The sequence below is a fragment of the Nostoc sp. DSM 114167 genome (assembly GCF_052692655.1).
Genome location: NZ_CP195116.1, coordinates 8179038 through 8205173, shown reverse-complemented (window position 1 = coordinate 8205173; position 26136 = coordinate 8179038). Strand labels below are relative to the sequence as shown.

At 42.2% G+C, this 26136-nt stretch carries 20 protein-coding genes, 1 tRNA gene and 1 pseudogene; 9 read left to right on the top strand and 13 right to left on the bottom strand.

Annotation, left to right across the window (positions count from 1 at the left end):
* Positions 1-255 precede the first annotated feature (255 nt).
* Together NSTC731_RS34675 and NSTC731_RS34670 are read left to right on the top strand one after the other, a co-directional pair.
* The gene (locus NSTC731_RS34675) at positions 256-2025 is read left to right on the top strand and encodes a pentapeptide repeat-containing protein (RefSeq protein ID WP_445628892.1); all 1770 of its coding nucleotides are present in this window, start codon (positions 256-258) and stop codon (positions 2023-2025) included.
* Between the two features lie 199 nt (positions 2026-2224).
* Positions 2225-3475, top strand: a complete 1251-nt coding sequence (locus NSTC731_RS34670; protein WP_445628891.1) for a pentapeptide repeat-containing protein — start codon at positions 2225-2227, stop codon at positions 3473-3475.
* Between the two features lie 207 nt (positions 3476-3682).
* Here the strand turns inward: NSTC731_RS34670 and NSTC731_RS34665 are convergent, their stop codons facing one another.
* The 13 genes and pseudogenes from NSTC731_RS34665 to NSTC731_RS34605 all read right to left on the bottom strand — a co-directional run bounded on the left by NSTC731_RS34665 (position 3683) and on the right by NSTC731_RS34605 (position 14765).
* Positions 3683-4603 (bottom strand): NAD(+) kinase, encoded by a 921-nt coding sequence (locus NSTC731_RS34665; RefSeq protein ID WP_322713728.1) that lies wholly within the window; start codon positions 4601-4603, stop codon positions 3683-3685.
* 6 nt (positions 4604-4609) lie between these two features.
* Positions 4610-4915 (bottom strand): NADH-quinone oxidoreductase subunit NuoK, encoded by a 306-nt coding sequence (gene nuoK, locus NSTC731_RS34660; RefSeq protein WP_006199065.1) that lies wholly within the window; start codon positions 4913-4915, stop codon positions 4610-4612.
* Between the two features lie 60 nt (positions 4916-4975).
* On the bottom strand, positions 4976-5590 hold the full coding sequence (locus NSTC731_RS34655) for an NADH-quinone oxidoreductase subunit J (protein WP_445628890.1): 615 nt from the start codon (positions 5588-5590) through the stop codon (positions 4976-4978).
* Between the two features lie 140 nt (positions 5591-5730).
* A complete protein-coding gene (gene ndhI, locus NSTC731_RS34650; protein WP_229462911.1) occupies positions 5731-6315 on the bottom strand; it encodes an NAD(P)H-quinone oxidoreductase subunit I in 585 nt (194 codons plus the stop codon).
* A 98-nt stretch (positions 6316-6413) separates the two neighbouring features.
* On the bottom strand, positions 6414-7532 hold the full coding sequence (gene nuoH, locus NSTC731_RS34645) for an NADH-quinone oxidoreductase subunit NuoH (RefSeq protein WP_445628889.1): 1119 nt from the start codon (positions 7530-7532) through the stop codon (positions 6414-6416).
* A gap of 445 nt (positions 7533-7977) precedes the next feature.
* Entirely contained in the window at positions 7978-9114 is a 1137-nt protein-coding gene (locus NSTC731_RS34640) for a citrate synthase (RefSeq protein WP_445628888.1), read from the bottom strand.
* Positions 9115-9219: 105 nt separating this feature from the next.
* Positions 9220-9714, bottom strand: coding sequence for a phosphohistidine phosphatase SixA (gene sixA / locus NSTC731_RS34635; RefSeq protein WP_445628887.1), 495 nt, complete (start codon positions 9712-9714; stop codon positions 9220-9222).
* A gap of 123 nt (positions 9715-9837) precedes the next feature.
* A pseudogene (locus NSTC731_RS34630) lies at positions 9838-10026 on the bottom strand (hypothetical protein); the annotation flags it as partial.
* Complete coding sequence (locus tag NSTC731_RS34625; protein WP_445628886.1) at positions 10023-10223, bottom strand: hypothetical protein; 201 nt, start codon at positions 10221-10223, stop codon at positions 10023-10025. The pseudogene NSTC731_RS34630 and the gene NSTC731_RS34625, both read right to left, overlap by 4 nt.
* 80 nt (positions 10224-10303) lie before the next feature.
* Positions 10304-11548 carry an HNH endonuclease gene (locus NSTC731_RS34620; protein WP_445628885.1) on the bottom strand — a complete coding sequence of 415 codons (1245 nt, stop codon included), beginning with the start codon at positions 11546-11548 and terminating at the stop codon, positions 10304-10306.
* Positions 11549-11673: 125 nt separating this feature from the next.
* Entirely contained in the window at positions 11674-12144 is a 471-nt protein-coding gene (locus tag NSTC731_RS34615; protein WP_445628884.1) for a DUF29 domain-containing protein, read from the bottom strand.
* A gap of 175 nt (positions 12145-12319) precedes the next feature.
* Positions 12320-13603 (bottom strand): DHH family phosphoesterase, encoded by a 1284-nt coding sequence (locus NSTC731_RS34610; RefSeq protein ID WP_445628883.1) that lies wholly within the window; start codon positions 13601-13603, stop codon positions 12320-12322.
* Between the two features lie 664 nt (positions 13604-14267).
* Positions 14268-14765, bottom strand: a complete 498-nt coding sequence (locus NSTC731_RS34605) for an HNH endonuclease (RefSeq protein ID WP_094349059.1) — start codon at positions 14763-14765, stop codon at positions 14268-14270.
* Between the two features lie 431 nt (positions 14766-15196).
* Between NSTC731_RS34605 and alr the strand changes: the two genes are divergently transcribed.
* The 7 genes from alr to NSTC731_RS34570 all read left to right on the top strand — a co-directional run bounded on the left by alr (position 15197) and on the right by NSTC731_RS34570 (position 25902).
* The gene (alr, locus tag NSTC731_RS34600) at positions 15197-16384 is read left to right on the top strand and encodes an alanine racemase (RefSeq protein WP_445628882.1); all 1188 of its coding nucleotides are present in this window, start codon (positions 15197-15199) and stop codon (positions 16382-16384) included.
* Between the two features lie 184 nt (positions 16385-16568).
* Positions 16569-16650: transfer RNA gene (locus NSTC731_RS34595), tRNA-Leu, on the top strand.
* 884 nt (positions 16651-17534) lie between these two features.
* A complete protein-coding gene (locus NSTC731_RS34590; RefSeq protein WP_445628881.1) occupies positions 17535-18602 on the top strand; it encodes a response regulator in 1068 nt (355 codons plus the stop codon).
* 62 nt (positions 18603-18664) lie between these two features.
* Positions 18665-19042 (top strand): response regulator, encoded by a 378-nt coding sequence (locus NSTC731_RS34585; RefSeq protein WP_322713717.1) that lies wholly within the window; start codon positions 18665-18667, stop codon positions 19040-19042.
* A gap of 4 nt (positions 19043-19046) precedes the next feature.
* The gene (locus NSTC731_RS34580; protein WP_445628880.1) at positions 19047-19544 is read left to right on the top strand and encodes a chemotaxis protein CheW; all 498 of its coding nucleotides are present in this window, start codon (positions 19047-19049) and stop codon (positions 19542-19544) included.
* Between the two features lie 211 nt (positions 19545-19755).
* On the top strand, positions 19756-22566 hold the full coding sequence (locus NSTC731_RS34575; RefSeq protein WP_445628879.1) for a methyl-accepting chemotaxis protein: 2811 nt from the start codon (positions 19756-19758) through the stop codon (positions 22564-22566).
* A 309-nt stretch (positions 22567-22875) separates the two neighbouring features.
* The gene (locus NSTC731_RS34570; protein ID WP_445628878.1) at positions 22876-25902 is read left to right on the top strand and encodes a response regulator; all 3027 of its coding nucleotides are present in this window, start codon (positions 22876-22878) and stop codon (positions 25900-25902) included.
* The last annotated feature ends 234 nt before the right edge of the window (positions 25903-26136 follow it).

Here is a 26136-nt window from a genome sequence, read left to right as displayed (position 1 = left end):
TTGAAGTTAACACTTTATTTACATTATGAGAGGAAGCTTAAGGCTACTACAGGTGAGCAAGAAGCCGACATCCAAAAACGCCGTTAGCAAATTCATCAGAAGTAGCCTGCCCTAAATATCGTCAACTCATGATTTTTTTACTATAGTATTTATTTATACTATTGATTATTGGGAATGCAAAACCAACTGGCATAGAAAAGTTTTTAATTCAGGATTATCAAAAACAGTTATTTAAATGTAACAACGGAAACAAAAATGTCAACATATTTATCTCAAGTTTGGCAGCTGCTGAGAAATTATGTGAGGGGTACAAGGTTACAAGAGATGCCAAAGGCCACATCCCTAGAAACTGAAGCAGTTTTACCTCTAGGAAAAAATATTAAAGAACCAGACAAAAGCGTTAGATTAGCTCAAGATAATTTGCAAGAATATTTATACTCTGCAAGACTGCAAAAAAGCTTAGAAAAATGGACAGTACCAAAGAACGGTTTGACTTCTCAGATAGACGATCGCACATTGGGCACTTTATCTACTGGGTTTTGCTTTAAAGTATGCGATCGCCAGATGCATGAAGAGATTTATGATTTATTGGGCAGTGCTGCCCTGAAACCTGAGATAGTCAAGCAACTAATGGAATTGGTTGTGACTGGTCAAAAAATTCGTCCAGAATTGCTTTTTGGGCGGCTAGAAGATTTTTATCGTCGCTGGTGTCAGGGAGAATTTATCGATAGCACACCAGATGATAACCTGCCTCAGCAAACAAAGTTAAAGCTAGCGGCACAAAATATTGCGATCGGATTGAGACAGGTAGACATATATACAGGGCTGAACGTACTGATTTTATTACTAGAGTTACACCGTTACGCCCAAGGGCAAAATGAACTCAAACAAAAAATCAACTTTTACCCATCTGCCCAACCGGACACAGACAATTTTTTCACATCCCAACTGCTGCGGATTATCAATTATAGCGATGCCCTAGAAATTGGCAACTTTAGCAGTATAGTTGGACAATTCCTCAAAGGCGGCAACTTTAGGGGTGCTTACCTCGGCGATGCCAACCTTACCGGGGCAGACTTTAGCGGTGCCGACCTTAGCCTTGCTTATCTTGGCGATGCCAACTTAACTGGCGTAAACTTCAGCGGTGCCAACCTTAGCGGTGCCAACCTCGGCGATGCCAACCTCAGCGGTGCCAACCTCACTGGTGCTAACCTTAGCTGTGCCGACCTCAGTAGTACCAACTTCAGCGGTGCTAACCTTAGCTGTGCCAATCTTAGCCGCGCCGACCTCAACCGCGCCGACCTTAGCAGCACTAATCTCAGCCGCGCCGACCTTAACCGCGCCGACCTCAACCGCGCCGACCTTAGCAGCACTAATCTCAGCCATGCTGACCTAAGTAACGCCATCCTTTTCGGTGCAAATCTGAGTGAAGCCAACCTTAATAGCGTCAGCCTTAGCCATGCCGACCTTTGCCGCGCCGACCTCAGTGGTGCTGATTTGAGTCACGCCATCCTCAACGGTACTAACCTCAGTGACACAATTCTTTTCAGTACCAACCTCAGCAACGCTATCCTGGTTGCCGCAGACCTCAGCTATGCCAAACTTAATGGTGCCAAACTTAACAATGCTAGACTTAACGGTGCAATGTTCTTAGGTGCCGACCTCAGCGGTGTAGACCTGAGTCGGGTGATTCTCAACGAAGCTGACCTTAGCGGCGTGATTCTCAACGACGCTGACCTCAGTGGTGCTGACCTCACCGACGCCATCCTGTTTGGCACAGACTTCAGCTATGCCAACCTTAACAATGCTAACCTTAGTGGCAGTAACCTCAGTGGTGCTATCCTCAACGGCGCGGATCTCAGCCATAGCAACCTCAGTTATGCCATTCTGGGTGGTGCAGACCTCAGCGACGCCAATTTAGAAGAGATGATCTGGGGTAAAAAGCAGCAGTGGGAAGGTGTGCGGGGATTAGAGACAGCAGTTAATGTACCGGAGGAGTTGAAGGAAGAACTGGGACTGAATTGAGATGAGGCAGATGAGAGAAAGGTAAAACCCAAGCTTGATGCGATCCCTTTCCTCTTCCTCTATTCTTCCTCCGTGTTCTCTGCGCCTCTGTGGTCGTCTGTGGAAAGCTGCTACGCGTCTACGTCATTCTTCCCACACCCATCAACCCCAAATTTTACACTAAACTCTAAATAATCAGTAATTGCACGAGTCCCAGTGAATGAACAAGCGTTTATCGCAAACCTGGCAGAAGTTTCAGGAATCCTTCTCAATAGAAGAGAATCTGAACACCACAGTTGAGACTGGCAAGGCAGTTTTGGAAGCCGCTGAACACCTGAAAGCGTGGACACAATACGAAGAAACAGAAGACGGAAAACAACTAGTTATTCTCGAAGACCAAATGAATTGGCAAATTTATGATTTGCTGGGTTTTGGCAGACTCACACCAGAAATTGTGGAATCTTTAATGAGGCTGCTTACTGAAAAACAAGATTTCTCTTGGGAGCAATTATTTAAACGCTTAGACAATTTTTACCATAACTGGTGTAAAGGGAAGTTTATTGACTCTGCGAAAGAGACTTTGCCTCAGAAAAAGCTACAACAGTTGCAACAGTATGGGATTCAAGGGCTAGGTCAGCGTGAGGTGGATATTTATGCTGGGTTGAATGTGATGATTTTGCTTTTGGAGTTGCACCGTTATGCTAAAGGGCGAGATGATATTAAACAAGAAATTGTTTTCTATCCGTCTGGTCAAACTGGTGCAGACAATTTTGAAGAATACCAATTAACTCGTGTCATCAATTACAGTGATTGCTTTCAGCTTGGAACTTTTAGTAGTGTAGTTGGGCAATTCCTCAGCGACGCCAACCTTAGCGGCGCAACCTTCATTGGTGCAAACCTCATTCGTGCAAACCTTAGCGAAGCAAATCTTAGTGGCGCATACTTTGGCCTCGCAAACCTCAGCGGAGCAAATCTCAGCGACGCAAGCCTCAGTGCTGCAAGCCTCTATGGTGCAAACCTCAGCGGAGCAAATCTCAGCGGAGCAACCCTCAGCGGAGCAACCCTCATTGGTGCAAACCTTTTCTTCGCAGTTCTTGGCGAAGCAAACCTTAGCAAAGCAAACCTTAGAGGTGCAGAACTTGGCGAAGCAAACCTCAGCGGCGCAAATCTCAGCGGTGCAAATCTTAGCGGTGCAGACCTTAGCTACGTAAATCTCAGCCGCGCAGACCTCAGTGGCGCAAATCTCAAACGCGCAAATCTCACCCGCGCAAACCTCAAAGGCGCAAATCTCAAAGGCGCAAACCTTAGCGGTGCAGACCTCTGGGGCGCAAACCTCAGCCGTGCAAATCTCAGCCAGAAGAAGTTAGGAGATATAGACTGGGATGAAAATACAAACTGGGAAAATGTGGAAGGACTTGATACAGCAGTGAATGTACCAAAAGCCTTAAAGAAACAGTTGCGGCTGAGTTAAAAAGAGGTGGAAGTAAAGGAGCCTTTCCCTACTTGACTTTTTTTATACCAATTTAAATTGTCAGCCAATAAACAGTATCAGCAAATAAATTCACAATAATAGCAGAAAGCCCCCGGATGAATCTAGGGGCTTGGGTAATTTGGGTTGCGATCGCCTACACTCGTTATGCGATCGCAATCTATGGTAAATGCACTCTCAAATACTTAATTAATTACGGTGATTATTGCTGTAGTGAACCCTTGTACCTGCCCACAGCAACTTTTCTCGTAGCGTCTGATAGTAGGAATTGTTCTCGCGCAAAATAATAAATTTAGCCCGACACTCTGCCATCCGTACATCAACGCGGTGTCCGGGCCAAATTGAAGTCCCTAAAACCCCATCTGTCCACAGCTTAGTACTCAAATCGTAATCCCCCAAAGGCCAAATGCTCACCACAGAACCAGGGGGTAAAACGAGAGGACGACTAGAAAGGCTCATTGCACAAATAGGAGTGATGGTAAGGGCTTCCATACCATCATGCATAATTGGCCCATTCGCAGAAACGGTATAACCTGTGGAACCTGTAGGAGTGGAAATAATCAACCCATCGCCGACGTATTGATCGACTACCTCACCGTCGATTTCCATTTCCAGAATTGAGGTGATCATTCGGTCAGCGGAGGCTGGTTTGACACAGAATTCATTCAAAGCCAGGTAACGTTCGCTCACTGGTTCTAAATTAGATCCATGACCCTCATATACCGCAGCTTGTAACATCATCCGTCGTTGGATAGCATAACGATCCTCAAACAGCCGATCCCAAACTTTCTCTGTATCCTGAAACTCTTCCACTGACTCAGTTAAAAACCCCAGATGGCCTCCTACATTCACTCCCAGAATTGGGATACCAGCTGGGGCTAAATGTCTGGCACCAGTTAAAACAGTACCATCGCCACCGAGTACCAAAGCGAGATCGATTGGTTGACCCGCCGAAGCCAAAAAGACTGGATAAGGGTTGTCTTTCGGCCCGCTAGGCCCCATCAACACTTGGCAATCGCGACTTTCTAGTTGTTTCGCACAGATTTCTGCCCATTGTTTACTCCGGGCATCCCGCGCTTTATAAGCAATGATTATCTGCTTGAGTTGCACGCACAATTACCACTTCAGGAGATTAAACTGCTCCATATCGACGGTATCGCGGTTGCGATAAATGGCCAGCACGATCGCTAAACCCACCGCCGCCTCGGCTGCGGCCACAGTAATCACAAATACTGTGAAAACCTGACCCTTAATTAATGTTGAGTCGAGGAAGTTGGAAAATGCCATTAAATTCAGATTAACAGCATTAAGCAGTAATTCAATTGACATCAGCACCCGTACAGCGTTGCGGCTAGTAATTAAACCGTAGATGCCAATGCAGAATAAAGCTGCTGCTAGTAATAAAAAGTACTGGAGTTGCATGAATCTGAGTATCCCTCCTGAAAAAATCTGGCTGTTTATCTGCGACTCAGGTTGCAAATATTACTCTTTTGTTTCGCTGGTTGTTGATACTAGTTCTCTGGGGCGTTCTTGCAAAGTCAAAACAGTTTGCCCCAGTTTGGATGGCGTCAACAGGTCTGGCAAATACTCGCGGCGTGCCAAAATAATTGCTCCTACCATTGCTATCAGCAGCAAAATGGAAGCTAGTTCAAAAGGCAGTAAAAAGTCAGTGAAGAAATGTTCTCCAATTAAAACTATAGAACTTTTGCCACCCGCCACAGGAGCAGCTGAGTAAGCCCAGGGAGTAGCCAGCACCATCGTACTTAAAAGACCAAACAATCCTACACTAACTACACCCGTAAGTGCTTTCCGCACCCAAGAGTTGGGAAATGCTACAAAATTCTGCCGCTTGTTCACCAACATAATGGCAAACAAAATCAGCACGTTAACCGCTCCAACGTAAATTAGTATTTGTGCAGCTGCAACAAAATCAGCATTTAGCAACAGGTAGATTCCCGCTATGCTGATAAACACACCCCCCAGCAAAAAGGCAGAATAAACGATATTGGAGAACAGCACCACACCAATGGCTGCCCCAATCATCATCACGCCTAGTATGCCAAGTGATACTAACTGTACTCCTTCTGCTAGATTCACTGTTTTTTGTCCTTAGTCAATTGTCATTGATCGTTGGTCATTGGTCATTGGTCATTGGTCATTTGTCAAATAACATAGACGCCCTTTGGCGGCTTCCCGTAGGGTAGGACAAAGGACAAATGACAATGGACAAATGACATTTATTTTTCTGTTTGTTCTACCAAGTCTTCTGGACGCGCACCTGCACGCGGCGCATCTGCGGGCAGCCCATGTGGTTCGAGGACGCCTTTGGGTAGGTAAACTAGTTCGCGCAGTGGTGTCACCATTGGATCGTCTGTTACTTTATACGGCAGACGACCTAGCGCTACGTTGTCGTAGTTCAATTCATGGCGATCGTAAGTGGAAAGCTCATATTCTTCTGTCATCGATAGACAGTTAGTGGGGCAAAATTCCACACAATTACCGCAAAAGATACAAACTCCAAAGTCAATGCTGTAGTGGTTGAGTTTTTTCTTTTTGCTGGCTTTGTCGAATTCCCAATCTACTACAGGTAAGTTAATTGGACAAACGCGAACGCAAACTTCGCAAGCGATGCACTTATCAAATTCAAAATGAATCCTACCGCGAAACCGTTCGCCAGGAATTAGTTTTTCGTAAGGGTACTGTACAGTAATTGGACGTCGCCGCATGTGGTCGAAGGTGACAGAAAGACCCTGACCAATGTAACGCGCAGCTTGTACTGTTTCTTTGGCGTAATCGCCAACTTGTTTTAGGAACTTTAGCATTGTGCTTCACTCTCTCTTTTTAAGCTATCAGCGTTATTTGTCCCTTGTCCTTCGTCCTTGGTCATTAGTCATTAGTACAAATGACTAATGACTAATGACTAACCACCAAAAGCGAAGGGAAAGGCTAGTTTCAGGGCGGCGGTTAATAGGAGATTAACCAAACCAACTGGCAACAAAAACTTCCATCCTAAATCTAACAGTTGGTCAATCCGTACCCGTGGCACTGTCCAGCGCAACAGGATGGCGACAAACACTAGTAAATAGGCTTTGAACACAGTCATGGTGATACCCAAAGCCGCAGTGACTATCTGGAACACGGGATTTAATTCACTGACTCCCAGCCAACCAGCGATCAGGTTGAGGGGAAGGGGAAAGTCCCAACCGCCCAGGTAGAGAATTGCTACTAGTAAGGAAGAAAGGATTAAGTTAACGTATGAACCCAGGTAGAACAGACCAAATTTCATACCTGAGTATTCAGTTTGATAGCCTGCGACGATTTCTTCTTCCGCTTCGGGTAAGTCAAAGGGTAATCGTTCGCATTCAGCGAGGGCGGCTATCCAAAAGATCAGAAAACCAATTGGTTGTCGCCAAATGTTCCAGCCCAGAATGCCGTAGCCAGATTGTTGATTGACAATATCAACGGTGTCGAGGCTATTAGACATCATAGCGATCGCTAACACCGCTAACGCCAAAGGAATTTCATAACTAATAGATTGCGCTGCTGCCCGCAAGCCCCCTAAGAGGGAGTATTTGTTATTAGATGCATAGCCAGCCATCAGCAAGCCAATGGGTTGAATGCTTGACAAGGCAATCCACAAGAATACACCCATACCCACATTGCTAATTACGATATTCTGTCCAAAGGGCACAATCAGGAACGACAGAAACACCGGAATTACAACAAGAATGGGACCGAGGGTAAACAGCCAGGGGTCAGACTTGGCTGGTACTATATCTTCTTTAAATACCAGCTTCAGACCATCCGCTACAGGTACCAGCAACCCAAAAGGCCCTTGGTATTCTGGCCCAATTCGCTGCTGTGCTGAGGCAGAAATTTTCCGTTCTAGCCAAGTAGCAACTAATACTCCTACTGTTGCCCCAATCAGCATCAGTATCATTGGCAGCGGCATCCAAATCGCTTTGGCTGTTCCTGCTGGTATACCTAAATCCCGGAGGGATTCAATAAAAGTTCCTTGGAGGTCAATTCCTGAATTCATGTTTGGTGCTCTTTAAGACATAGAGTCATGGTGAGTTACAACTATTAGTTAAATTAATACCTGTAAATTCACCCATTTTTAATTTTTGCTGTGATGACGCCCGATTGAAGATTTGTTGCCAATTCCCATGCCTAGTATATCGTTGGATGGTTTGACCACCCTGAAGCGAGATGAGAATTCTACTTATGGTTGGCATTGAGATTGATTATTGTGAGGAGACGGGGATAGGGGCAGGGGAGCAGGGGAGCAGCACTTCTCTGCGAGACGCTCCGCGTAGCTTGCTTCCACGAAGTGGTACGACTACGCTCAGTGACCGAGGAGCAGGGGAGCAGGTGGTCACTGAGCGTAGCCGAAGTGGGAGCAGGGAGCAGAGGGAGAATAACTCCTAACTCCTAACTCCTAACTCATTACTCAGCACTCCTAACGCCCCATGCCCCATGCCCAGTTACCGTTGCTCAATGGGAGTATAAGTAACTTCGTGCAGACCGTTGTAAACCTGGGTAGGACGGAAAATCCGGTTTTCTGCTAGTTGTTCTTTCCAATGGGCTAGCCAACCGGCAACGCGAGCGATCGCAAATATTGGCGTAAATAAGTCTGTAGGAATACCCATCTTCCTATATACCAAACCGGAGTAAAAGTCAATATTGGGATAAATCCCCTTGCTTCCGAGTTTTTCCTCTACAACTCGTTCCATTTCTTGAGCAATGTCATAGAACTTGTCATGACCAAATTTTTCAAACAATTGCTCTGCTAATCCTTGTAAAATTATGGCTCGTGGGTCTTTCACCTTATAAACACGATGTCCAAAGCCCATAATCTTAGATTTAGTTTGCAGACAATGCTCTATGTAGGGACGGACATTTTCCACAGAGCCAATTTTTTCTAACATCTGAATTACTTCTTCATTGGCTCCACCATGCAGAGGCCCGCCCAAAGTTCCCACAGCACTAGCAACCACAGCATAAGGATCGGTCAAGGTGGAAGCTGTCACCCTGGCACTGAAGGTAGAAGCATTCATTGTATGCTCAACTTGAAGTATCAAGCAGATATCAAAAATCCGCGCCATCAGAGGATCGGGTTCTTTCTCATCGAGCATGTATAGAAAGTTGGCCGAGTAGTCTAAGTCATCACGGGGACGTACCGGATCGTTGCCTTTTCGCATCAGTTGGAAGGCCGCCACCATCGTCGGAATAGTTGCTATCAGGCGCACCACCGAATCTCGAATGTAGATAGGATTATGTAAATCGCGGAGCGAATAAAATAAGCCTAAAGCAGCAGCAGAGGCTTGCAAGGCATCCATTGGGTGGCCGCTTTCTGGAAAGCATTTCATCATGTCCCGAATGCGGTATTTTATCCGCCGATGGTAACGAACTTCATGCTCAAATGTTTCCAGTTCTTCTTTGCTTGGCAGTTTACCCCAGATCAAGAGATAAGCAGTTTCTAAGAATGTACTTTTTTCTGCTAATTCCTCAATCCTAATGCCACGATATTCTAGTATTCCCTTTTGCCCATCAACATAGCTGATACTTGATTGAGCGGCGGGAATGCCTTCTAGACCAGGCTTGTATTCGCACACCATCATGGCAACACCATTTGCTTTTTGAAATTGCTGAAGGTAACTTACCAGAAATTTATTGCTGCCATAACAGTAGACGTTCTAACAACAATCGAAAATGTTGAAAAACTGTTATAGCAGGTACTTGGGTGGTGTCAACCAAAACATCTGACTACGACCCAGAGGAGAACCTGTTTCTGGTAGTTTTATCCCAATCATACCTGCTTTTTTCAAGACTAAGCTTTCTTTGACTTCTCCCCACAGGAGAATTTCTGCCCAATTGGTCAAATCAGGTTCGTGTCCAACCAGCGCCAGTTGGGTATTTTGGGAATAATTTCTTGGCTCTAACCACTCTTTTAGCCAACTAGAAATTTGACCATCGTGAGCGAGGTGGCTAGATTCTTCTAACTGGGAGCTTAGTTTTTCTGCTATCAGGATTTCAGCCGTTTGGCGCGCCCGCACCAAGGGACTGGTGAGAATTAAATCAAAGTTTAAACCTAATTTAACAAGTTTCTGGGCAACTTTCTCAGTTTTTTGCCTTCCTTCTTTGGTTAGGCTGCGCTCCTCATCTTTGATGCCTAATCCCTTGTCTTCGGCGATGCCATGACGAATTAAGTATAGTTCCATATTTTGTATTATGAGCGATCGGTTAGGCTGCTCTTAGGCAATGTTAGAACGCTATTCACCACTTAGCAATCAGTCATACTCTGGATGCGATCCAATCCAAAACCATACAAAATTCTCATCTTATTTTACAGCAAGCGCCCGATAATATATACCAATACGCACTGACCAAAACTGACCGACTTTTTTGAAATGTAATGATGGATATTTGGGATCTTGCTGAAGAAACTCGTAACATCGATCGGCAAGTTCTTGGATATCAATTGGTAACTGGCGATAGTAATACCAAAAATTAGGGGTTGCTCGATGTTTCACAGATCGGTACAACGCCCTTCTCGGAGATGCTTGAGTGCTTTCTGTGCCAATGCATCTAACCGACCAGCAGCGACATCTTCTTCAATCTGTTTATCCCAGGATGCTGCATCAAATTCCGCAAACCAGGCACGAAAAGCGGCGAGATCCTCTGGTGAAAGTTGACTAATAGCGAGTTCTACTTGCTTTAGGGTACTCATATATCTAGGTAAATCAAGGTTGTCATTCTCTAACTTAAATATACAAAGACTTCCGACCAAAATAGCTGAATTAATTTAGGCTAAATATTTTGGCACCATTCACACTGCTCAAATCTCTGTTTCAAAAATTGTTGGTTGGTACAGCACATTTCATCTTTTAGTATTCGTAATTCTTTACCATCGATTGTTTTGTATTCAGTTTTTTTGAGAAGAGGGGAAAGATGTACTTTCATTGTTTTTGGATCGATGGCAATAAGGTTTAAGTCAAATAACGTGTGCAAGTCAGCACGTAATAATAAACCATTTGACGGATGATTATTTTCTGTTTCAATATAAGGAATTATATGGGCAGCTTCAAGCGCAGCCTCAGCATCAAAATTGGTAATAGCGCACTTACTAGAATAAGCATCTAGTAAAGACTTACGAAATTGTGATTGTCCCTGTCTGCTAGCTATTGATACAGTAATTTTTTGACGAGCGTCGGCATCACTTTTAAAATTGAAAAATTTTTGTTTATCAAGTTCTTCTCTAGCAAGTAATAGTTCGTTAGTCTCTGGCGATGGCTTCGGCTCTAATGAGGGTATTTTAGGCTCTGGTATTATCGGTAGTTCTGGAGGCTTCGGCGTTTCGCTAATCTTCTTTAAAATTGATTCGTAATAACTTATTCTATTAATTGCTTTGACATATTTAGGATCAACTTCCAAGGCTAATTTGTAAGCATCTATTGCAGCTTGATACTCCTTATTTTGCTTAAATACCTCTCCCTTATCAAAAAAGATGTCAACAAGTCTAACTCCTCGCCTTTGCCTTTGTTGTATTAGGGAATGCTTCTCCCATTCTGAATCTAAAAATGGAGCAGCTTTACTATTGAATCTACAACCGCCACCTCCAAAATTAAAATTTATACCTTGAAATTGAGGTAATCTTCTTAAATTCTTTTGTTCCAGAGGGAAATCAAAATCAACAACTGAATCTATTTGAATGTAAACGAAAAAATATCCAGCATTATCGGATATGTACGCTTCACTTAAGTCTGAATATTTTTTGCTATCTAAAACCTTTAGTTGATAATCTTTTGGTGCTGCAATAATATGACCAGCAGCAATAAAGCCACTAGGTTCATTGCCAGTATTTCCGCTTCTCTGAAAGTAGGCTCTATCTCCAACCTGTATGAATCTAGAATTCGAGCAACTCCAGGATGTTTCGTAGTATTCTCCTGACGAAATTTCTGACTTTATCAAGCCAGGAAGTTTACTATTTTTAATGATTCCTTGTCCACTGTTATATTTTGCTTCACCGTTGCAAAGAAAAATTATAGTTTCCATCAAATATAAAAATGACTAATCATGATTGTCATGATGTTAGCCATTTAGTATACTAAAGATAAGCCGTATATTTACTCAATTTAGAGTATAACGTAGCAGTTCTTATAGGGTAAATAACCTTACGATCATTGGTCAGGGTTAGGATAAAAGTCTAAGTCTAAAATCTGATCGACAGAAAACGGACAAGCGATCGCAAAGTTATCTTCTGATAAACTTGTTTCCACCATTGCCTCTCGCCGCGCTCTTTGATAAGTAGTATTTATCCACTCGGCATCATTTAAAAAACGCCGCAAGCTGGGACTTTCTTGCAGCAATTCATCTATATTCAATCGCTCACGGGTAATGGTAACTTGCCAACTGTGACTACGACGTTCTGGTTGATACTTCCACTTCAATAAATGCAACAACACCAACCGCAACGCACTTTGCAACGCCCGTTGTTGACTCTTACCCAAGTCCACCACTTCCTCAATTAAATGTTCTAAATCCAGCGTGTCCCAGTGGTGCGATCGCAAAAGTTCTGCTGTCTGCTCTACCCAAGCGTAAAAATCTTGCTCATACAGAGTTTGTAAGATTTGGAGTTTTATAGACTTCATGGCGCTCCTTCTTCACAAATAAATAGGTAGGCGCAAGTTAACTTTGATTTAGTTCAGCATTCTTGATAAAACTCAAATTCCCGACTTTTATCAAAAATCGGGAAGGTATACTATCTGAATAAACACTTTGACTGCTGCATTACTTAGGAGTTTTTTGCGTCTCCTTGATATGTCTCTACTCCGACTGAATCGGATTATCTCTGGGGTTAACTAACCTCAACAGTTTTTGCTTAATTTGAGCGTCGAATACTTCCCATTTCATTTTCGCATAAGCGGAATTTTCGTTACTGCCAGATAAGAAGCCCATTGGGATTTCAAAGCCACCTGCGCTTGTTCTTCCACCGCCGAAAAAGCGCCCTGCACTATCTTGTCCAAATGCTTCTTTAATGAATTCATCGGGGTCAAGCGTGAGTTTACTGGTTCTCAGGGAGCCGATGACTATTTCCAGTTCTTCGTCTTCATCGTGAACAATGCCGTAAACTACGGCGGTATGGACGTTTTCTTCGGTAACGAGAAAATCAGCCGCTTGGGGGATGGCATCGCGGTCTTCGTAGCGGAGATAACCAACACCGGCAATGGAAAAGTTATTTTGGACGATGCGGTTTTTCAGCGATCGCTCGATCACATCCATTACCCGCTTAGAACGGTTGGCCTGTAAAATGGCATTCAGCAGTTGGGCGTCATAAAATCGGCTTAAATACGCTGCTGCCATAAAGTCTTCTTCTTGCGCTTGCATGAGCCGATCTGTATCCGATCGCAAGCCATGCATCAAGGCAGTAGCACATTTGACGTGTTGATTTATGCTGCTATCTAATGCCAATAATCCTGTTTGGAGGTATTGAGTAAAAATTGTTGCCGTCGCTCTTACATAAGGACGGATATCCTCAAACTCTGATTGCAGATCGCCTTGGATGCTGTGATGATCGACGAGTACCACTAGAGGGATTCCAGCTTGCTGCACTGTTGACAGTAGTTGTGAAGTTGTTCCCTGGTTGTCAATTAATACAAAACCTTGATAAGATGACAAATCTTTTGTTTTCAAGGTTTGGGTTGTCCAGCGTTGGATAGGTAAATTAGTCAGCCTTACCAAGGCAATATTTTCTTGATGGCTCAATGCGCCAGCATAAATTATTTCACATTTGATATCATATTGCTGGGCAATTAACTGATAAGCCCAGGCACAGGAAAGGGCATCAGGGTCAGGAAAATCTTGCAGAATTACCAGTTGGCGATCGTGTCGGTGTGCCAAAAGGGTTCTTTGCAGTTCTTCTGACTTTTGTTGTGCTAGAGAGTTACCACGGTTACTGAGATATATAGCTCCATCACCTACCGATGGCGGTAATGACGGACTTTTAAATGCAACTTCCACTGGCGCTTTCTCGATTTCAGGTTCCTCTGGGTTTGGCTCTGTGGTCAACGACAAACTCTCAAACTGAGTAACGGGAGAATTAAAGTACATAGGGAACTTTTTTTAAAGTGTGAGGCTCCTTTAATTCAGAAATACTACGAGCAGCAATTCCCTGAATTTAGCCACATTAATTACGATCTTCGCAAAAATCTCAAGACATTGCACTATACATCTAAGTATATTTCTTGTCAGTAACAGTGCTCAACAATCAACTAACTTCCACTAAAGGGGATACAGCAAGGAAGTTGACGATATTGGGCTGTATCTGGCAGCACAAATATGTTTGAGGAGTTTTGTTCTCTTTCGTAAATTCAATCAGGGAGATTTTTATCTAACTTAGGGTATACTTTCTATCTTACACTTTAGAATTAGTCCTTGAGATTTGAAATATTCTTATGCTTAATATTCTCATTATTGTGACTATTGAGCAATTAACAATTATTTTTGATGAACAACGTCTGTTTTGTATCCCTTTTGAAAATTCTGAAAATTTCGAGTAAAATCCAATGGAAAAGGGCAGAATACATAGGGAAGTAAAGAGGAAAGGGGAAACTCTATATACATACAACAAACTTAAAAGCTTGATAGTTGATGCAATTACCTTTGTTGCAAGCCTATAGCCACCAATTTTTTAAAACTCCAAAACTAAAGTTATTGGCTATCTCCCAAAGAAAGAGGGTATTTCTCCTTTCTCCTTTGCTCCTGTGTTTTTTGCTCAAAGACCTATAACATACTTTTGCCACTCTGTATGCAGTCCACTCTTAAGATGTTTGCTGACCTCGAAATAGAGACTGCTATAAGGTTGGCGCGGGGGATGACGCAAAGGCATGTGAGCTTCGTGGGGAGTCCGACTGCCTTTTTTGACATTGCAACGGACACAAGCGGTAACAATATTCTCCCAAGTATCGCCTCCGCCGCGCGATCGCGGTATTACATGGTCTAGTGTCAATTCATCCCCTGTGTAACCACAGTATTGACAGGCATGACCATCACGGTGCAATATATTTCGGCGAGTTAAAGGGATTTCTTTATAAGGAACGCGTACATAATGACGCAACCGGATCACGGTCGGCAACGGGAAATCCGTGTACAGAAATTTACCGTTGTGTTCCACGCGTTCTGCTTTGCCCTTGATTAAAAGAACTACAGCACGACGCCAACTCGTTATATTGAGAGGTTCGTAAGAGGCGTTTAAGACTAAAACCTTCCCCATTATTTGCGCTGAGGGTATGAGTTTTACAATATATTAACACAAATACACCCTGCTAGGGAGATGAGAAGAAATTATACTTTCGAGAGAATTTGAAAATTAAGTTAGCAGTGAGGAGTTAAGAGTTAGGAGTTAAGAGTTAGGAGTTGGAAAGTCAAATTTATTACTTAATTAAAATTATTACTTAGACTGACGCAATCGCGCAGCGTCTCGTTGAGAAGAACGGAGTGAAAGATTGAGCTGTAAGATTTACTTTTAACTCATAACTTATAACTCATAACTCATAACTCATAACTTTTACTTTAGCACAGTAACATCTTGTATCAATTCCAATCTGAAGGTTAAACTTCCTATTTAATCTGATCTCGCTTTTAAAAGCGTGTATAGATAGATAATTTGCAAGTTTAGCCGTGGCGGGATAGGAGTCAGTACAAATGTTAAGTCGCAAACAAATCCCTGGTATAGTTCCTAATCAGCAGTGCGATACCTACGCGTGGTTTTCGCAACGAGCTTGGGTAGAAATTGATTTAGAGGCGTTGTCGTCCAATGTCAAGCAACTGGTGCAGTTTTTATCGCCGCGTACCCAGTTAATGGCAGTAGTAAAAGCTGATGCCTATGGACATGGAGCGGTAACAGTCGCTCAAATTGCCATCCAATCGGGAGCTAGTTGCCTGGGAGTAGCTACAGTTCCAGAAGCTATTCAATTGCGAGAAGGCGGGATTCAAGCGCCCATTTTGATTTTAGGGGCAACTCATACACTCGAGCAGATTCATGCGATCGCCCAATGGAAACTTCAGCCCACACTCTGTAGCCCTAAACAAGCTTTAGTATTTTCTGATACCTTAGAATCGATGAATCATGGTTCTCCAGTGCCCGTACACATTAAATTAGACACGGGAATGTCTAGGTTGGGGACTGATTGGCGGCAAGCAGGCGAATTTGTGCAATTAGTGCAGCGATTACCACATCTATCTATTGCCAGTATTTATTCTCATTTAGCGACAGCAGACGATCCCGATACCACGGCAATGGAAGAACAGCATAAACGATTTGAGGATGCGATCGCTCAAATCAAAGCAATGGGAATTGAAGTACCTTGCCTGCACTTGGCAAACTCAGCTGCCGCACTTACAAATCCAGCATTACACTACGATATGGTGCGTGTAGGTTTAGCCGTTTACGGACTCTATCCAGCACCGCATTTACAAAATGCGATCGATCTCAAGCCTGTTTTGCAACTCAAAGCAAGAGTCACCCAAGTTAAAACAATTGCCGCAGGAACAGCTGTTAGCTATGGTCATAAATTTATTGCCCCGCGCGAACTTCGCCTCGCTGTTGTGGGAATTGGCTATGCTGACGGCGTTCCTCGCAGTCTTTCCAACAAAATGCAGGTGTTAATTCGCGGTCAGCGCGTGCCGCAAATTGGGACAATTACAATGGATCAGTTAATGCTGGATGTAAGTGCCATACCCAATATCCAAGAAGGAGAAGTAGTCACCTTATTAGGAGAACAGGGAAAAGAACAAATTTCAGCGGACGACTGGGCAAAACAATTAAACACTATTTCTTGGGAAATTCTCTGTGGATTCAAGCATCGTCTGCCTCGCGTTGCAGTTATGTAATTGGGCATGGGGCATGGAGAAGAGGCAGAGGGGTAGAAAGCAGAGAGCAGAGGGGAAAGATGTAATTTTTTATTCTTTCCATTGCCCCGATAAGAATTTCTTCTTAATCTACCCCTGCCTCCTCTGCTTCTTCCCCATTCCTTATTCCCAAAAATAATTTCTTATGGTATGATAGTAAACTGATGCGGATGTGGCGGAATTGGCAGACGCGCTAGATTTAGGTTCTAGTTCCGAAAGGAGTGAAGGTTCAAGTCCTTTCATCCGCACTTTTGATAAATTAAATTGCCTTATCTAGGCTGGTACTTACACTTGAGTTAAAAGTTCAAGAATAGTTACCAGCCTATTTAAATATTGCTTAAATAAAAAAATATGTTTCGCCAGCATAGCTTCAAATACAAGAGGGTATTTGAAAATTTGTTTGTGGTAAAATGCGCCTGTGAACAAGACAGGGAAAGACTTTTAACTTAATAAGTCTATTCTCCAAATGATAGTAAATGTGTCAAAGTGCATAAGTCCTAATGGATTTAATAACCTACAATTTTCGTAGGTAGGATGTGTTAGGGACATAACGTACCATTCTGAGAACTTTCAATACCTATTCTCGGCGATAAAACACTCTGCAAAAAATAAGTTTTGCATTCTGTTTCATCTAATTTCTTAAATACAAATAACAAAAAATACATTTATTGCTTTCAATAAATAAGTGTTGTTACTGTGGTCAATTTGAAGTTACTCGATGCAAAGTGGCTTCATTCAGTCCTTACTTGTTTAAAAAATAAATTTTAACTAAGTGTAAATACAGAAGCTCAAAGAGAGCGCCATTAATAAAATCAGTATTATTCCTGTGGTCAGATTGGGGTTACTCAATGGAAAGTGGCTTCATCTAGTCTTGACATTTTTATGTCTTATTTCTCGAAAGATGTTGATAAATCTCAGTAACACTAAGTAGATTAATCACAATTTACGAATTTACTAAGATTTGCTCATCTGAAAATAACGCTACTATCGTTGAGTTTCACCACAAACCTAGATGTAAACTGATGTACTTTAAAATCCAAAAGTTTAATGCTTTTTACTTGATTTTGATTGTGGAATAACTTTACACGAATTTAGCTTACACGTATCGAATTTTAGCTGAAGTAAAAGCAAAATGAGCACAACTCCTATAGGTAGCTACAGGTTGTTCCAGAAACTACATCCGCTATCTCTGTTGGCACAATTAACAAGTCGGCGTGCTACGGGTTGCTTAAGCGTATTTACCGGGATAGTTTCTTGGTCAATCTATCTAGAGGACGGTAAACTTACTTATGCCTCCTATTCAGATAAACTATTTGAGCGCCTTGACAGTCACTTACGGCGCTTGAGTCAGCAAATTCCTGCTCTCAACAGCGCCACTCGCGTACAGATGCGGCTGATGTTTGAGACAAAGGATGAATATCAATCAATACCAAATGCAGATTACCAAGCTATTTGTTGGTTAGTAAATCAGGACTATATTACCTCTGTGCAAGCAGGAAACCTGATAGACGAATTAGCAAAAGAAGTAATGGAATCATTTCTGTGTTTAAAAGAAGGTAGCTATGAATTTAGTCCAGAAAGCTCTTTGGATGAACTACCAAAGTTCTGTCACCTGGATTTAAGGTTGCTTGTTGAACACTGTCAAAAACAGTTACGAAATCGGCAAAATATTCAGTCATCAATTCCGGCTGGTGGGAGTTCTCAAGTTTTTTCTACAACACAATCGTCTCAAGTTCAGCCACAGTTGCAAATAAAGATTGGGCAAAACTTGCCAATTCCAATCAATTTTGAGCTTCCGGAAACTAATAAAAATCCTCAGTCCAATGTTGGCAAAAAACTATATACAATTGCCTGCATTGATGATAGCCAAACTGTTTTGAATTCTATTAAACACTTTTTAGATGAAAACACATTTACAGTTGTAACAATCAACGATCCGGTAAAAGCTTTAATGCAAATTCTACGGAGTAAGCCCGATCTAATTTTGCTAGATGTTGAAATGCCAAGTTTGGATGGTTATGAGCTATGTTCTTTATTACGTAAACATTCAGCTTTTAAAAATACACCGATCGTTATGGTGACTGGTAGAACAGGATTTATCGACAGGGCAAAAGCTAAAATGGTCAGATCCTCAGGATATTTAACCAAGCCTTTTACACAATCAGAATTGCTAAAAATGGTTTTTAAGCATCTTGGTTGATTGAAATAAGGCAAATAAAAATAACAAAATATGTTTAATTTATTGTTTTAGGAGATTTGATAGTGAGCCTGACTTTGCTTGGCACAATTTTGATTGTAGAAGATTCTCCCAGCGAATTGGAATTAATGAGCCATTATCTCAAAGAGAGTGGTTACAACGTAATTAAAGCAAGTGGTGCAAAAGAGGGTTTAGAAAAAGCTGTGTTAGAAAAACCAGATGCGATCGTTACTGATGTAGTAATGCCAGAAATGAGTGGATTTGAATTGTGTCGTTCTCTGAGAAGAAATCCAATTACTGCAAAAGTGCCGATTGTGGTTTGTAGTTCCAAAAATCAAGAAATCGATCGTTTGTGGGCGATGAGACAAGGTGCAGATGCCTATATAACTAAACCTTACACCCGCGAACATCTCCTACGTACTATTAAATCAATGGTAATTTGAATCAATGACCAGTACAAACATTACTCTTTCTTCAAAACCAATCCCAAATAATTTAGCAGATAGTTATCTGAAGTTTCAGCTAAATCAACAAACTACTGCTGTTTTATCAATGAAGCATACACAAGAAGCAATTCTTGTCCCTGTTGAATCTATTACGTCAATACCGAATATGCCATCCTGCATATTAGGATTAATGAATTGGCGGAGTCGGATAATTTGGGTAGTTGATTTACCAAGAATGCTCAATTTAGAATCCCTAGATTATCGACTGCGACAATACAATGCGATCGTTATCCAAGTGGAATCATTAGTGTTGGGATTAGTTGTACAAGAAATAAAAGGTACAACCAAGTTCATAGTTGATGATATTCATTCTCCTATCGGACAAGTGACATCCAGTTTAGTTCCTTATTTATGTGGGTGCGTTGTGCAACAGGAAGAAATATTACTGGTATTAGATGCACAGGCGATTGTGCAATCTTCTATTCTCCGCAGTGATTAGATTTTACTACTAAAAAAGAATTCAAGAGTCAGAATTCAGGAGCGGAGCCGGAGACTCCGAAAGCTCCGGTCAGAATAGTTGAATCAGGAGGAAATAATTTTACTATTCATACCAAACTATAATAAATTCTGACTTCTGACTCCTGAGTTCTGAATTCTTTCTAAAAAAGATTTTTAGTGTTCTTATTCACATACTTAGGAGAACTACTTTTATGTTTAATAAAACTAACACGAATCAAGGTAACAGCGCTCAAAATCGAGCATCGCTGATTTCATCTCAAAAAGCCATTGGAACTGTAGTAAAGCTACCAACTAAGCTGACTACTGAAAGTGCTAATAATTCTTCTTGGAATCAGGGGATTGCCTATTTTACCAGGCTGGGATTGGTTAAGAAAGCGACTATTTTGGCGATCGCAATTGGTACAATACCAGTTTTGGGCATCGGTGCGATCGCTTTTGGTTTGGCCAACAAATCCATTACTAAGCAAATTACTCAATCTCAACAAGCCGAAGCCACTGGATTGAGTGATAAAGTTAACCGCTTTATGCTGGGACGCTACGGTGATATTCAGGTAATATCAAACTTGCTATTTTTGACAAATTCTCAAGCTAGTATTAGTACTCAAGAAAAGCAAGCAGTCTTAGATCGGGTTGTCGAAGCCTACAAAGCTTATGACAGTATTGCTGTTTTCGATCGCCAAGGTAACTTGATTGTCCAGTCCACAGGCGAACCCCTGGAAAATCAAAAAGACCGCACCTATTTTCAAGACGCTTTACAAAAAGATACTCCTGTCATCAGCCAACCGGAAGCAGCAAAAAATACAGGTGTCGTGAGTATTTATCTAGCTGCACCTGTGAAAGAAACTAGGACGGGCCAAACTATTGGCGTGGTACAAGCACGTATGCCCGTAAAATCTTTAGAGGAAGTTACCAAAAACTACGCAGCCAACGGACAACAATACTATTTGCTTGATGCTTCGGGAACAGTTTTCTTGAGTCCCCAAAAGGAATTATTGGGGAAACAGGCCAAGGCAGAGTATTCTAATTTACCTAAACTGCTAGCAGCTAAAAAGGTAAATAGTTTTATAGAAGTTCCGAAAACTCACAAAAAACAAGAACTAGTCAGCTATGTACCAGCTAGTACCTTAGATGGCTTACCTGATTTAAACTGGCAGGTACTTTTAGCTACAGATACCGCAACTGTATTTGAGCCGCAAAGACAATTGTTGTGGACTATAGCCATCGGTACAGCAGTGACAGCATTGATTGTAGGTGCGATCGCATCTCGGTTAGCTAAACTGACTACACTACCAATTCTCAATGCAACTGCGGCATTAGCAAAACTAGGTCAAGGTAAATTTAATACCCGTCTGGAAATTGAAAGAGAAGACGAATTAGGGGTATTGAGTGCAAATATCAACCTGATGGCTGAACAATTGCAGGTCTTAGTTAAAGAACAGCAGCAGGAACTAGACGTTGAAGGGACAAAATTACTAGCAGATATTACCTTACGGATTCGGAAAGTTCTTAAAACTGAAGATATATATCACGCAGCAGTCAAAGAAGTTCAGCAAATTCTCAAAACAGACCGGGTAATCATTTATAGTTTGAATCCAGGTACTTTGACTGGCGTTGTCGTTGCGGAATCGGGAACTGATAATTGGCCCAAAATGCTGGGAGTGCAAATTGACGACCCTTATTTTAAGGAACATTATCTAGAAAGCGATCGCAATGAACAAGTGCAAGCAGTTGCCGATATTCATCAAGACCAAAGCCTGAAAAATGCAGACAGTTACATGCAACTGTTGGAAAAATTTGCTGTCAAAAGTCATTTAATTGTACCGATTCTTGCCCAAGAAAAACTTTTAGGCTTATTAATTGCTCATCATTGCGAAACTCCTTGTGTTTGGCAACAGCCGGAAATTGACTTGTTTCAACAGATAGCAATTCAAGTCGGCTATGCCTTAGAACAAGCCAAGTTATTAGAAGAGATCGAAAAAGTCAGAAATGTAACTATAAGTGGGTCAGACGAAACACTGCAACAACAACTTTTACAACTACTCAACGACGTAGAAGGTGCAGCCAGAGGCGATTTGACAGTGCGTGCAGACGTAACTGCTGGGGAGATTGGTACTGTTGCCGACTTCTTCAACTCCATTGTGGAAAGCCTCCGGGATATTGTTACCCAAGTTAAACAAGCTGCCATCCATGTAAATAGTGCCATTGGCTCTAACGAAGGAGCCATCCGCCACCTAGCAGAAGAAGCACTAACCCAAGCTGCTGAAATCAACCGCACCCTTGATGCTGTTGACCAAATGACCCAATCCATGAAAGCCGTAGCCGAAAGTGCCGAAAAAGCTGCCTTCATTGCTAACCATGCTGCTCACACCGCCACCAATAGCGGACACGCGATGGATTTGACAGTACAAAATATCCTCTCTTTGCGGGAAACTGTGGGTGAAACTGCTAAGAAAGTGAAACGTTTGGGAGAGTCTTCGCAACAAATTTCTCGCGTGGTTTCTTTGATTAACCAAATTGCGATTCAAACCAACTTGCTTGCCATTAACGCCGGCATCGAAGCAGCACGTGCAGGTGAAGAAGGTCAAGGTTTTGCCGTAGTAGCTGAAGAAGTCGGCGAACTAGCAGTTAGGAGTGCCGCCGCAACCCAAGAAATTGAACAAATTGTTGAAAATATTCAACGAGAAACCAGTGAAGTGGTGCAAGCAATGGAAATAGGCACTACCCAAGTCGTAGAAGGTACTCGAATTGTGGAGGAAGCTAAACAAAGTCTGAGTGAAATTTTGGATGTATCTTCTCAAATTGACTCCTTAGTACAGTCGATTTCTACCGCGACTGCATCTCAGGTTGAAACATCCCAAAGTGTTAGCCAATTGATGAAAGATATCGCTGCTATATCACAACGTAGCAGCGATTCTTCTCGCCAAGTTTCTGAATCTCTGCAACAAACTGTGGATATTTCCCAGCAGTTGCAAGAGACTGTCGAGGCTTTCAAAGTTAGTTAATGTTTGTCATTTGTTATTTGTTATTTGTCATTTGTCATTTGTCACTTGTCCTTTGTCCTTTGTCCTTTGTCATTTTACCAATGACTAATGACTTTTATTATTTGTCCGTTGTCATTTGTCCTTTGTCCTTTTACTAAGGCTAATGACCAATACTTCGGCTTCGCGGTAGTTGAGCGCAGTCGAAACTCAGTACAAGTGACTAATGACCAATGACCAATGACCAATACTTCGGCTTCGCGGTAGTTGAGCGCAGTCGAAACTCAGTACAAGTGACTAATGACCAATGACCAATGACTAAGGACAAAAACCATGCTACAAGACAAAGAATTAGAAATCCAGATGCAGTTTCTGGAAGAAGCAACGGATTACTTAAATACCTTAGAAGGGGTATTGCTGGAAATCGATACTAGTAATCGCATCGATTTGGATAAAATCAATGCTGCACTCCGGGCCACTCATTCTATTAAAGGTGGTGCGGGAATGATGGGATTTAAATCGCTAAGTGATTTATCTCACCGTCTGGAAGATTCTTTTAAAGTTTTAAAAACCAAAAAAAATTCTTTAGAAATCGATACTCAGTTGCAAAGTTTATTGCTATCTGGAGTTGACTGGCTGCGTCAAATTGTCGAATTGCTTGCAGAAGGGAATGTTGTCGAAGATCAGTGGTTAGCAACTTTTTGTTATCCCATCTTCGATGAGTTGCACGATCGCTTGGGCGACCCCACCCCAGAAGATGCCTCAACTATGCTATCCCCAGAGGACGGGCAAGACGTTATCCCTTTGCTATTTGCCACAGAAGTAGAAGAGTGTTTGCAACGTCTAGAATCTATATTGGCAGATAGCGAACAAGCCGGATTGCATGAAAATATTGCGATTCTGGCAGCTGAATTAGGCGGTTTGGGAGAAATGCTTCAGTTGCAAGCTTTTAGCAAGCTTTGTGAGTCGGTAACGCAGCATTTGGAAACTGTTAGTAGAGAACGCATTCCCGAAATTGCCCAGTTAGCATTGCAAGCATGGCGGCGATCGCAAGCTTTGGTGCTGACAAATCAGCTAGATAACTTACCTACAGCCATTGACTTGGTAAGTTCGCAATCCCTACCGCTATTACCAGCAGAAGTGACACCACAACTTCTCCCTACAGATGTAGCGTCAACAGCGGTTTGGCAAGCAGAGATAACTCCAGAAACTTGGGTGAAAGATGAAGAGTTGGCGCAGCCCACCGCAGGTGTCGCAGCCAATTTTACATTTGTAGATGCAGAATTTGCTGAGGATGTAAATGCTGTCAATGTCACCGAGCATAATACAATCTTTGCTAAAGAAGAGAATCCTCCAGATGGCAAATTGAGCGAAGGTAAAGGAGAAGCAGTTGCCGTTGCTAAAGAACGAGAAATTCATGAAAATAGCGTCCGAGTTCCTAGCAAACAGTTAGAGCAAATTAATGATTTATTTGGCGAACTGATTGTTCAGCGAAATGGCTTAAACTCACAACTAGAAAGATTACGCAAACTCGTTCGCAACCTCAACCAGCGAGTTCAAATTCTCGACCGCGAAAACCAGGAATTACGTATAGTCTCTGATAAGATTTCCACTCAAGCTACCATGTTTAATGGGACGCATCTACAAGCTGAAAATGCCCAGCAACTACAAAATCCAAACACCGAATTTGATGCCTTAGAAATGGATCGCTATAACGAATTAAACCTGCGATCGCAGGAAGTTATGGAAACCATTGTTCAGGTACAGGAAGTCACAACAGATGTGCAACTCAGTGTAGATGATACAGACCATATTGCTCGGAAACTAAACAAAACATCAAAACAGTTACAAACCAAGCTAAATCACATCCGAATGCGACCGCTGTCTGATTTAATCGAACGTTTTCCGAGAGCTATACGCGATTTAAATGTCGAGTATGGCAAAAATGTTCAGTTAAAAATCGAAGGTGGCAACACTTTAATTGAACGCAGCATTTTAGAAGCTTTAAACGAACCTTTAATGCATTTGTTAAGGAACGCTTTCGATCATGGTATCGAAGACTCTGCCACGCGTCGCCTTTTAGGAAAACCAGAACAAGGATTAATTGAAATTACAGCTACTCATCGCAGTAATCGCACTATCATTACTATCCGTGATGATGGTTGGGGCATTTCTCTGGAGAAAATTCGCACCCGCGCCCTAACTATGGGATTGGATGCTTCTTTACTCGCTAATGCTAGTGATGAAGAACTATTATCACTAATTTTTGAACCAGGTTTTACTACCTCCGAGCAAGTCACAGCATTATCTGGCCGCGGTGTCGGTATGGATGTGGTTCGCAATAACCTCAAACTAATTCGAGGAGATGTGAAAGTTGATACCGAACCAGGAGTTGGTACTACCTTCACTTTATCAGTACCGTTTACACTTTCCGTTGCACGAGTTTTGCTGGTAGAAATCAACAAAATTCTATTAGCATTTCCCACAGATGTCATTTCAGAAATATCTTTACTTCAAGACGAGCGAGTTTTTGAAATGGCTGGTAGCGAAGTTTTAAATTGGCAAGGAACCATGCTGCCACTGATTCGCTTAAATCGTTATTTAGAGTTTAATTGCCTACGCTACGATAGCGCAGAGTTGGAAATTCCGGCAGCCATTAGTACTAATAGTGTGTTAGTAGTCAAAGGTAATAATCAGCCAGTCGCAATCCAAATAGATCGTTGCTGGGGCGAACAAGAAGTTGCGATTCGCCAAGTTGAAGGAAATATACCTTTACCTGAAGGCTTTAGCAACTGTACAATTCTCGGTGATGGTCGAGTAGTACCACTAGTTAATGTTAATGAGTTGCTGTATTGGATTGCTACAAATCAACGGACTCCCAGAGGCACTCAATTACCATCAGCAAGGTTAAAGACACCGTTCCTGATATTTGATGAAGAGAAAATATCAGCAGCATCTATTAAGCAGAAAGGTACAATTTTAATTGTAGATGATTCGATTAATGTACGCCGCTTTTTAGCTCTAACTCTTGAAAAAGGAGGTTATCAAGTAGAGCAAGCTAAAGATGGTCAAGATGCCTTAGAAAAACTCCATAGTGGATTAAAAGTGGAGGCAGTAATTTGCGATATTGAAATGCCTCGCCTTGATGGTTATGGCTTTTTAGGCAAGGTAAATTCAGACGTTGATACAAAAAATATTCCCGTTGCGATGTTGACTTCTCGTAGCAGCAATAAACATCGGCAACTAGCTATGCAATTAGGGGCGCGAGCTTACTTTTCTAAACCTTATAACGAGCAAGAGTTATTGCAAACTCTGGAGGAAATAATTCATTCGGTTGCAGAACAGGCAGTTTCTAATTAAAATTGTTAATTCATAATTAGGTTTTAGATATTTTCTTAGGTGCGTTATGCCAAAGGCTAATGCACTATTTGTTTTAACTTTTGCTGCCTTGGCGACTAGAAGTCACGGCTGCACAGACTTGTGTTGAGCATCTCGACTTCGCTCGATGGAGCCGGAGTCGAAATACAAAACCCGCACTTCAACTAGGCTCAGTGACCACCTGCGCGGATTAAAAGACTGAGTTATATCAGTAAT

What these genes read in the sequence shown, in the direction of transcription:
- NSTC731_RS34675 (WP_445628892.1), top strand. Translation starts at nt 256, where the DNA reads ATGTCAACATATTTATCTCAAGTTTGGCAGCTGCTGAGAAATTATGTG.
- NSTC731_RS34670 (WP_445628891.1), top strand. Translation starts at nt 2,225, where the DNA reads ATGAACAAGCGTTTATCGCAAACCTGGCAGAAGTTTCAGGAATCCTTC.
- nuoK (WP_006199065.1), bottom strand. Translation starts at nt 4,915, where the DNA reads ATGCAACTCCAGTACTTTTTATTACTAGCAGCAGCTTTATTCTGCATT.
- ndhI (WP_229462911.1), bottom strand. Translation starts at nt 6,315, where the DNA reads ATGCTAAAGTTCCTAAAACAAGTTGGCGATTACGCCAAAGAAACAGTA.
- nuoH (WP_445628889.1), bottom strand. Translation starts at nt 7,532, where the DNA reads ATGAATTCAGGAATTGACCTCCAAGGAACTTTTATTGAATCCCTCCGG.
- NSTC731_RS34640 (WP_445628888.1), bottom strand. Translation starts at nt 9,114, where the DNA reads ATGATGGTGTGCGAATACAAGCCTGGTCTAGAAGGCATTCCCGCCGCT.
- sixA (WP_445628887.1), bottom strand. Translation starts at nt 9,714, where the DNA reads ATGGAACTATACTTAATTCGTCATGGCATCGCCGAAGACAAGGGATTA.
- NSTC731_RS34625 (WP_445628886.1), bottom strand. Translation starts at nt 10,223, where the DNA reads ATGAGTACCCTAAAGCAAGTAGAACTCGCTATTAGTCAACTTTCACCA.
- NSTC731_RS34620 (WP_445628885.1), bottom strand. Translation starts at nt 11,548, where the DNA reads ATGGAAACTATAATTTTTCTTTGCAACGGTGAAGCAAAATATAACAGT.
- NSTC731_RS34615 (WP_445628884.1), bottom strand. Translation starts at nt 12,144, where the DNA reads ATGAAGTCTATAAAACTCCAAATCTTACAAACTCTGTATGAGCAAGAT.
- NSTC731_RS34610 (WP_445628883.1), bottom strand. Translation starts at nt 13,603, where the DNA reads ATGTACTTTAATTCTCCCGTTACTCAGTTTGAGAGTTTGTCGTTGACC.
- NSTC731_RS34605 (WP_094349059.1), bottom strand. Translation starts at nt 14,765, where the DNA reads ATGGGGAAGGTTTTAGTCTTAAACGCCTCTTACGAACCTCTCAATATA.
- alr (WP_445628882.1), top strand. Translation starts at nt 15,197, where the DNA reads ATGTTAAGTCGCAAACAAATCCCTGGTATAGTTCCTAATCAGCAGTGC.
- NSTC731_RS34590 (WP_445628881.1), top strand. Translation starts at nt 17,535, where the DNA reads ATGAGCACAACTCCTATAGGTAGCTACAGGTTGTTCCAGAAACTACAT.
- NSTC731_RS34580 (WP_445628880.1), top strand. Translation starts at nt 19,047, where the DNA reads ATGACCAGTACAAACATTACTCTTTCTTCAAAACCAATCCCAAATAAT.
- NSTC731_RS34575 (WP_445628879.1), top strand. Translation starts at nt 19,756, where the DNA reads ATGTTTAATAAAACTAACACGAATCAAGGTAACAGCGCTCAAAATCGA.
- NSTC731_RS34570 (WP_445628878.1), top strand. Translation starts at nt 22,876, where the DNA reads ATGCTACAAGACAAAGAATTAGAAATCCAGATGCAGTTTCTGGAAGAA.